We start from the raw sequence: 6,674 nt of genomic DNA, 5'->3' as shown, positions 1-6,674 counted from the left end.
ACATGGCGCGCCACGCGCGGCAGCCAGGGCTTCGACGCCCGCACCTTCGAGGTGCGCGCCCGCCCGGCCTCGCCCATCGAAGGCGCCCGCCCGGGCATGAGCGTGATCGTCGAGGACCGGCGGTGAGCCCTTTCGCGGCCAGCCTGCGGCGCGAATGGCGCCTGTTGCGCTCGCGCCCGCGCGACTGGGCCATGGTCAGCTGGGTACCGCTGCTGGCCATGGCGCTGATGTGCTGGATCTTCTCCGCCGGCCAGCCGCAGCGCCTGCCCATCGCCGTGTGGAACGAGGACGGCGCCTCGCCCCTGTCGCGCCAGCTGGTGCGCATGCTGGAGGCCACGCCGGGCTTTGCGCGCGACGTGCAGCGCGGCGCGGGTGCCAGCGTCGCGCTGCTGCACAACGCGCAGCTGGCCACGCACTCCAGCCTGCTGCAGCGCGACGTGCGCCAGGTGGTGGGCACTCTGTCGGCGGGTGTGGAGATGCAGGCCCTGGCCAAGCGCGGCACACCGGCCCGGGCGCTGCAGTTGCGCGTGGAGCCCATCCGCACGCAGCTGGTGGCGCTGTTCAACGTGTCCACCAATTACGAGCAGTTCCTGGCCACCACTTTGGTGCCGGCGCTGGTGCACATCCTGGCTATGACGGCCGGGGCCTGGTCGGTCGGGCGCGAGCTGCGCGACCGCACTCTGGGCCAGTGGCTGCACGGCGCCGGCGGGGCCGCGGCGGTGCTGGCCGCGCTGCTGGGCAAGCTGCTGGCGCCCCTGGCGCTGCTGTGGGCCAGCGCCCTGGCCTGTCTGCTGTACCTGTCGCAGCTGCGCGGCTGGGCGGTGGCCGGCTCCCTGGCCTGGATCGCGCTGGGGCTGGCGCTGCTGGTGGCCGTCAGCCTGGCGGCGGGCGCGGCGCTGGCGGGCCTCACGCTGTCGCTGCGCACGGCCATGTCGGGCGCGGGGCTGCTGTCGGCGCCGGCCTTCGCGTTCAGCGGCGTGGGCTTTCCGCTGCTGGCCATGAGCGGCTCGGCCCGCACCTGGGCCGAGGCCATGCCCTACACCCACTACGCGCGGCTTCAGATCGAGCAGTGGCAGATGAGCGCGCCGCCCGCGCAAAGCCTGCCCGTGGTGGCCGGCCTGCTGCTGGCCACGCTGGCGTTGCTGGCGCTGGCCACGGTGGGCCTGCTGCGCGGCCTGCGCCGGCCCGAGCGCTGGGGGGCGCGCTAGGTGCGCCGGCCCGGCTTTGCCGCCCTGTGGCTGGCCAGCCTGGCCGCCATGCTGCGCGACAAGGGCGCGGCGTTGCTGCTGCTGGGCGCGCCGGTGCTGTACGGCTTCTTCTACCCCTGGTTCTACGCGCCCCAGGTGGTGCAGCGCGTGCCGGTGGCGCTGGTGGTGCAGGACGCCTCCGGCCTGTCGCGGCAGATGCTGCGCTTCGCCCAGGCCAGCCCGCGCATCGATCCGCGCCTGGTGACGGCCGACGAGGGCCTGGCGCGCGCGGCGCTGATGCGCGGCGAGGTGCAGGGCTATGCGCTGATCGCCCCGGACTTCAAGCGCGACGTGGTGCGCGGCGCCGCCGTGGTGGTGCCCGTGTACGCCAACGGCGCCTATCCGCTGGCGGCCAAGCAGGTGCAGTACGGCTTTGCCGAGGCCTTCGGCACCGTGTCGGCCGGGGTGGAGATCAAGCGGCTGCAGGCCGGCGGGCAAAGCGCGCAGCAAGCGGCGGCCAGCCGTTCGCCGGTGAACCTGCAGGCGGTGGCGCTGTTCAACCCGACCGAGGGCTACGGCAGCTTCGTGGTGGCGGCCGTGGCCCTGCTGATCCTGCAGCAGACCCTGCTGATGGGCGGCGCGCTGCTGGTGGGCACTTGGCGCGAGCAGGGCCTGGCGCACGCCGGCGCGCGCGACTGGCTGGCGCGGCTGCTGGCGCTGTGCGTGCCGGGCTGGCTGGCTGGGCTGTTCTACTTCGGCTGGATCTTCGTGCTGCAGGATTACCCGCGCGGCGGCAACCCGCTGGGCGCGCTGGCGCTGCTGGGCGTGTTCACGCCGGCCGTGGCCGGCTGCGCCTGCCTGCTGGGCTGGTGGCTGGCCGAGCGCGAGCGGGCGCTGCAGGTGGCCCTGTTCACGTCCATCCCGCTGGCCTTTTTGGCAGGCTTCACCTGGCCGGCCGAGGCCTTGCCCGAGCCGCTGCAGTGGCTGCGCTGGCTGTCGCCCAGTACGGCCGCCATCCAGGCATCGCTGCGGCTGAACCAGGCGGGCGCGCCCATCGCGGCGGTGCTGCCGCACCTGGCCTGGCTGGGGCTGCTGGCGCTGGCCAGCTGGGCGGCGGTGCTGGCCCTGGGGCGCGGGCGCCGCGCCACGATTTGAAGCTAAATGGCATCTGGCGCTTGCCAGACAAGCGCTGGAAGCTATGAAAAAAGGAGCATCTCAGCGTTTTGCACACTCGCGCCCGCTCACTCATCTATTCATTCAGTACGCCAGCCGCTCCGGCCGCACCTCCTGCAGGATGGTGGTGGCGATCTCCTCGATGCTCTTGGTGATGGAGGAGAGCCAGCGTATGCCTGAGCGGCGCATCATGGCCTCGGCCTCGGAAACCTCGTAGCGGCAATTGGCCAGGTCGGCGTACTTCGAGCCCGGGCGGCGCTCGTTGCGGATCTGCGACAGGCGCTGCGGGTCGATGGTCAGGCCGAAGATCTTCTTGCGGTGCGGCACCAGCGCGGGAGGGAGCTGGCGGCGCTCGAAGTCCTCGGGGATCAGCGGGTAGTTGGCCACCTTCAGCCCGTGCTGCATGGCCAGGTACAGGCTGGTGGGCGTCTTGCCGCTGCGCGACACGCCGACCAGGATCACGTCCGCGCCGGTCAGGTCGCGGTGGCTCTGGCCGTCGTCGTGGTCCAGGCTGAAGTTGATGGCCTCGATGCGGTCGCTGTACTCCTTGGACATGCTGATGTCCGAGAAGCGCCCCACGCGGTGGTGCGACTTGGTGCCCACGGATAGGAAATTCAACCGCATGAGGCCAAGTATGGCACGAGTTTTGGGCCTCGAAACACGTTCGGCCAAGGAAGGTTGAGCGCTCGCTTGCCGCTCAATGGCAAGAGCTTGGGAGGCAGTATGCATTTGGGCCTGGCGCGCGCGCAGCTGCTTCCCCGCAGCGATGGATACCGCCGCTTCACTGGGTCACCAATTGACGCGCTGGTCTACCTCGTCGGGTTGAGCTGCCAGATCCCAATCCGGCTCGCCTTGCGCACCATCATCCACCGGCGCGTCGCAGCCCTCCCACAGCGGTGGCCCGCGTGCCGGGGAGATGCGGGGTGGCTCTGAATCTGCCCCGATGTGGTCCAGGATGTGCCGGATGTCAGCGCTGTGCGTAATGAACGCGATGATGCGCATATGCCCGCCACACAGCGGACACAAGAGGGGGAACACCTCGTAGATGCGGGCGATCAGCACCGCCCACAGGTAGTGCGCTGCACGCTTGGGCAGCACCGGCTCGCTCTGGGATGGCAGCGCGCTGCTCATCGGTACCACACCAGGCGCGCACTCCCCCGTGCTGATCGACGCGCCCAGCACGGGAGCGGCTTGCGCCGGTGTCGCCAGCGCCGTCACCGCAGCCCTGAGCGGCGAGTTGGGTGCCAACACGCCAAAATAGCGGTGCCGGTGGGTGCGTGGCGGGGGAACCAGCGCGGCAATGCGGTCGATCAGCTCCAGCGGTGTGAGGTGCAGCTCATCAACCTTGGCACCGCGCTTGTCGCTGGTGGGTTCGCTGCGCTGCTTGCCGCAGCGGTACACCAGTTTGCTTCCCTCTTTGCGCAGCCTGTCCATCGCAAAGGGTGGGCGGGCGCAATAGCGCAAGAGCCGCTCAAGGCCTGGACGGTCGTGGGATTCAATGCACACCCCGGCATCCACCGAGAAACCGCTGTGTTTGTACCCCAGCATCTCTTTTGCCTCGAAGTTCTCCAGCAGCCCACGGCCCACAAAGGCGCGCAGGATACGTTTTTGCAGTGTGGTCTGCACTGGGGCCACGGTAGCCGCATCGATGCCGGTGGCCGCGTGAAAGATGACACCCGGCGATGAGATTCGAGGGGTCGCATCAGCATCGCCCTCGCCCTCCACTTCCTCAAACACCCCGTCCACCACACAAACGTGGAAGTGGACGTGTTCATTGAGGCTGGAGCCGAATCGGTGAATGAAGGCGATGGCACCGATGTGCAGGCCTGCCTTGTCCATATGGGCCGCACCGGGGCTGTGGGTCTGCAGAGTTTGTGCGATCACCCGCAGAAAGATGCGCAGCACCATGCTCAGCACCGCTCCGTCGCGTTGCATGAAGTACCGCAACCTCTTGGGCACGGAGAGCACCCACTGGCGCACCGGCAGGCGGGGGAATACGTGATCGTTCAGGTGCGCTGCTGTCTCCACCATGCGCCGGGTGGTGCACGAGGGGCAGACTCCCCGGCCTTTGCAGGAGAAGGCTACAAAGTAGTCGTGCCCACAGTCGCCGCAGCGGCGCGACCCGCTGACCATCGCCCAGGCCGTGGAAGGCGCCCAGCCGCTGACCAAGGCCACGCGCGAGCAATTCGACAAGCAGGCCGCGCAGATGCGCATCGAACTGGCCGCCGGCCGCGAGTCCCTCGCCCTGGCCAGCGCGCGCTGAGCTTCCGCTACACCATGAAAAAGGCTGCTCCGGCAGCCTTTTTCATCCCCACCTCTTTGCCACCATGACCATCGCCACCCACTCCGTGCTTTCCGGAACCGCGCAGCGGCCGCTGTACATCGGGCTGATGTCGGGCACCTCGCTTGACGGCGTCGATGGCGTGCTCGCCGACTACGCCACGGGCGCGGGTCAGGTACTCGCCCATGCCAGCTGCGGTTTCGATGCGCCGCTGCGCGCCGAACTGCTGGCGCTCAACAGCCCGGGCGGCACCGACGAGCTGCACCGCGCCGCGCTGGCCGCCAATGCGCTGGCGCGCAGCTATGCCACGGTCGTGGCGCAGTTGCTGGCACAGGCCCGGGTGCCGGCCACCGCGGTGGCCGCCATCGGCGCCCACGGGCAAACCGTGCGGCACCGGCCGCAGCTATTCGACGGCACGGGCTATACGCTGCAGCTGGGCAACCCAGCACTGCTGGCCGAGCTGACCGGCATCACGGTCGTGGCCGACCTGCGCAGCCGCGACGTGGCCGCCGGCGGCCAGGGCGCGCCGCTGGTGCCGGCCTTTCACCAGGGCGTGTTCGGCCGCGGCGGCCAGACCGTGCTGGCGCTCAACCTGGGCGGCATCGCCAACCTCAGCGTGCTGAGGGCCGATGGCTCGGTGCTGGGCTTCGACTGCGGGCCGGGCAACGCGCTCATGGACGGCTGGTGCCAGCAGCACCTGGGCCTGGATTTCGACGAGAACGGGCGCTGGGCCGCCTCGGGCCGGGTACTGCCGGCCCTGCTGGCCGCGCTGCTGGACGAGCCCTTTCTGCGCCAGCCGCCGCCCAAGAGCACCGGCCGCGACCTGTTCCATCGCGCCTGGCTGGATGCGCATCTGCAGAGCTTTGCCGGTGCGCGGCGCGAGGACGTGCAGGCAACCCTGGCCGAATTCACCGCCGCAGCCTGCGCCAATGCCGCACGCGCCTTCGGTGGCGCGGCGCAGGAGCTGCTGGTTTGCGGCGGCGGCGCCCTGAACGGACACCTGCTCGACCGCCTGGGCGCGCTGCTGCCCGGCATCGCCGTCACCACCACCGCCGGGCGCGGCCTGCCGCCGCAACAGGTGGAGGCGGCGGCCTTTGCCTGGCTGGCGCGCCAGTGCCTGCTTGGGCTGCCGGGCAACCTGGCCAGCGTCACCGGCGCGCACGGGCCGCGCATCCTGGGAGCGATCTACCCGGCCTGAAAATCCGTCCTGGCGGCAATCAGTGGCAGAACCAGGCCATGTCCAGCTCGTGCTCTATGCAGAACGCGAGATTGGCCTGCAGATTGCGCACATGCTCGGCCGCGCAGGCCTTCTCCTCGCCAAGTTCTCCACCGTCCTCATCGTCGTCTTCGGTGCCTTCCCCGTTTTCCCATGCCGCGATCTGGTCGTTGGTGATCTGCACGCCGGCCAGCCGCTGCTGCAGCGTCCTCAGGTACTCGAGCGGCAGGTAGACGCCGCTGGGCCAGTCCTCGACCTCGGGCAACTGCGGAATCACCTCGCTCCATTCGCATGCGTCGGGGAACAGCTGATCCGTGATGTCGAAGTCATCCAGGCCGAACTCTCCGCGCAGCAGCGCGTCGATGAACTCGGTCTCGACGTACATCTTGAAATCGCTGCCCTCGGGCAGTTCGTACCCCAGCGCATGGCTCAGGCAGATCAGCGCATAGCCGTAGACGAAGCCCGCGTCGGGCCGGCTGATGCGCCCCGCGATCAACTCCTGCAGGGCCTTGTCCAGGGTGAACTTGCCGTCGTCGGTGACCACGTCCTCGTAGTTTGAAAAATACTCGCCCAGGCGCACGCGCTCCAGCAGCCGCTGGTCATTGCTGCCGATCGCGGCCTGCAGCTCCTTGATCCTCACGCCTACGGCAAAGGTGTAGTAGCCCATGGCGACGACCTCCATGCGTTGTGACGAGCAACATCATATCGGACGGGCTAGCGGGCGGGTTCATCAAAAAAAGTAGCTGCTTGAGCCTGATTAAAGCCAATTTCAGATTATTTTCTATCTGAATTTGGCTTTAATCAGGCTCAAGCAGCT

4 protein-coding genes and 3 pseudogenes are annotated in these 6,674 nt (G+C 69.0%); 4 read left to right on the top strand and 3 right to left on the bottom strand.

Going from position 1 to position 6,674, the window contains the following annotated elements:
* The 3 genes and pseudogenes from HF327_RS22165 to HF327_RS17260 all read left to right on the top strand — a co-directional run.
* Positions 1–126: pseudogene (locus HF327_RS22165) on the top strand (HlyD family secretion protein); the annotation flags it as partial.
* Entirely contained in the window at positions 123–1,208 is a 1,086-nt protein-coding gene (locus tag HF327_RS17265) for an ABC transporter permease (RefSeq protein WP_407927050.1), read from the top strand. The pseudogene HF327_RS22165 and the gene HF327_RS17265, both read left to right, overlap by 4 nt.
* Before the next feature lie 48 nt (positions 1,209–1,256).
* Positions 1,257–2,342: an ABC transporter permease gene (locus HF327_RS17260; protein WP_194774128.1), complete on the top strand. Its 1,086-nt coding sequence runs from the start codon at positions 1,257–1,259 to the stop codon at positions 2,340–2,342.
* 102 nt (positions 2,343–2,444) lie between these two features.
* On the opposite strand, the pseudogene HF327_RS17255 reads toward HF327_RS17260, so the two are convergent.
* Both HF327_RS17255 and HF327_RS17250 read right to left on the bottom strand, forming a co-directional pair.
* Positions 2,445–2,963 (bottom strand): annotated as a pseudogene (locus tag HF327_RS17255) (kinase/pyrophosphorylase); the annotation flags it as partial.
* 186 nt (positions 2,964–3,149) lie between these two features.
* Positions 3,150–4,475: pseudogene (locus HF327_RS17250) on the bottom strand (transposase); the annotation flags it as partial.
* A gap of 212 nt (positions 4,476–4,687) precedes the next feature.
* Between HF327_RS17250 and HF327_RS17245 the strand changes: the two are divergent.
* Entirely contained in the window at positions 4,688–5,839 is a 1,152-nt protein-coding gene (locus tag HF327_RS17245; protein WP_198461568.1) for an anhydro-N-acetylmuramic acid kinase, read from the top strand.
* 19 nt (positions 5,840–5,858) lie between these two features.
* Here HF327_RS17245 and HF327_RS17240 read toward each other — a convergent pair whose 3' ends face one another.
* Complete coding sequence (locus HF327_RS17240; protein WP_198461567.1) at positions 5,859–6,524, bottom strand: DUF7691 family protein; 666 nt, start codon at positions 6,522–6,524, stop codon at positions 5,859–5,861.
* Positions 6,525–6,674: the final 150 nt, after the last annotated feature.

It is taken from the genome of Comamonas suwonensis (genome assembly GCF_012844455.2).
Classification (GTDB): domain Bacteria; phylum Pseudomonadota; class Gammaproteobacteria; order Burkholderiales; family Burkholderiaceae_C; genus Comamonas; species Comamonas suwonensis.
This window is presented reverse-complemented; position numbering and strand designations above follow the sequence as displayed.

What these genes read in the sequence shown, in the direction of transcription:
- HF327_RS17260 (WP_194774128.1), top strand. Translation starts at nt 1,257, where the DNA reads ATGCTGCGCGACAAGGGCGCGGCGTTGCTGCTGCTGGGCGCGCCGGTG.
- HF327_RS17245 (WP_198461568.1), top strand. Translation starts at nt 4,688, where the DNA reads ATGACCATCGCCACCCACTCCGTGCTTTCCGGAACCGCGCAGCGGCCG.
- HF327_RS17240 (WP_198461567.1), bottom strand. Translation starts at nt 6,524, where the DNA reads ATGGGCTACTACACCTTTGCCGTAGGCGTGAGGATCAAGGAGCTGCAG.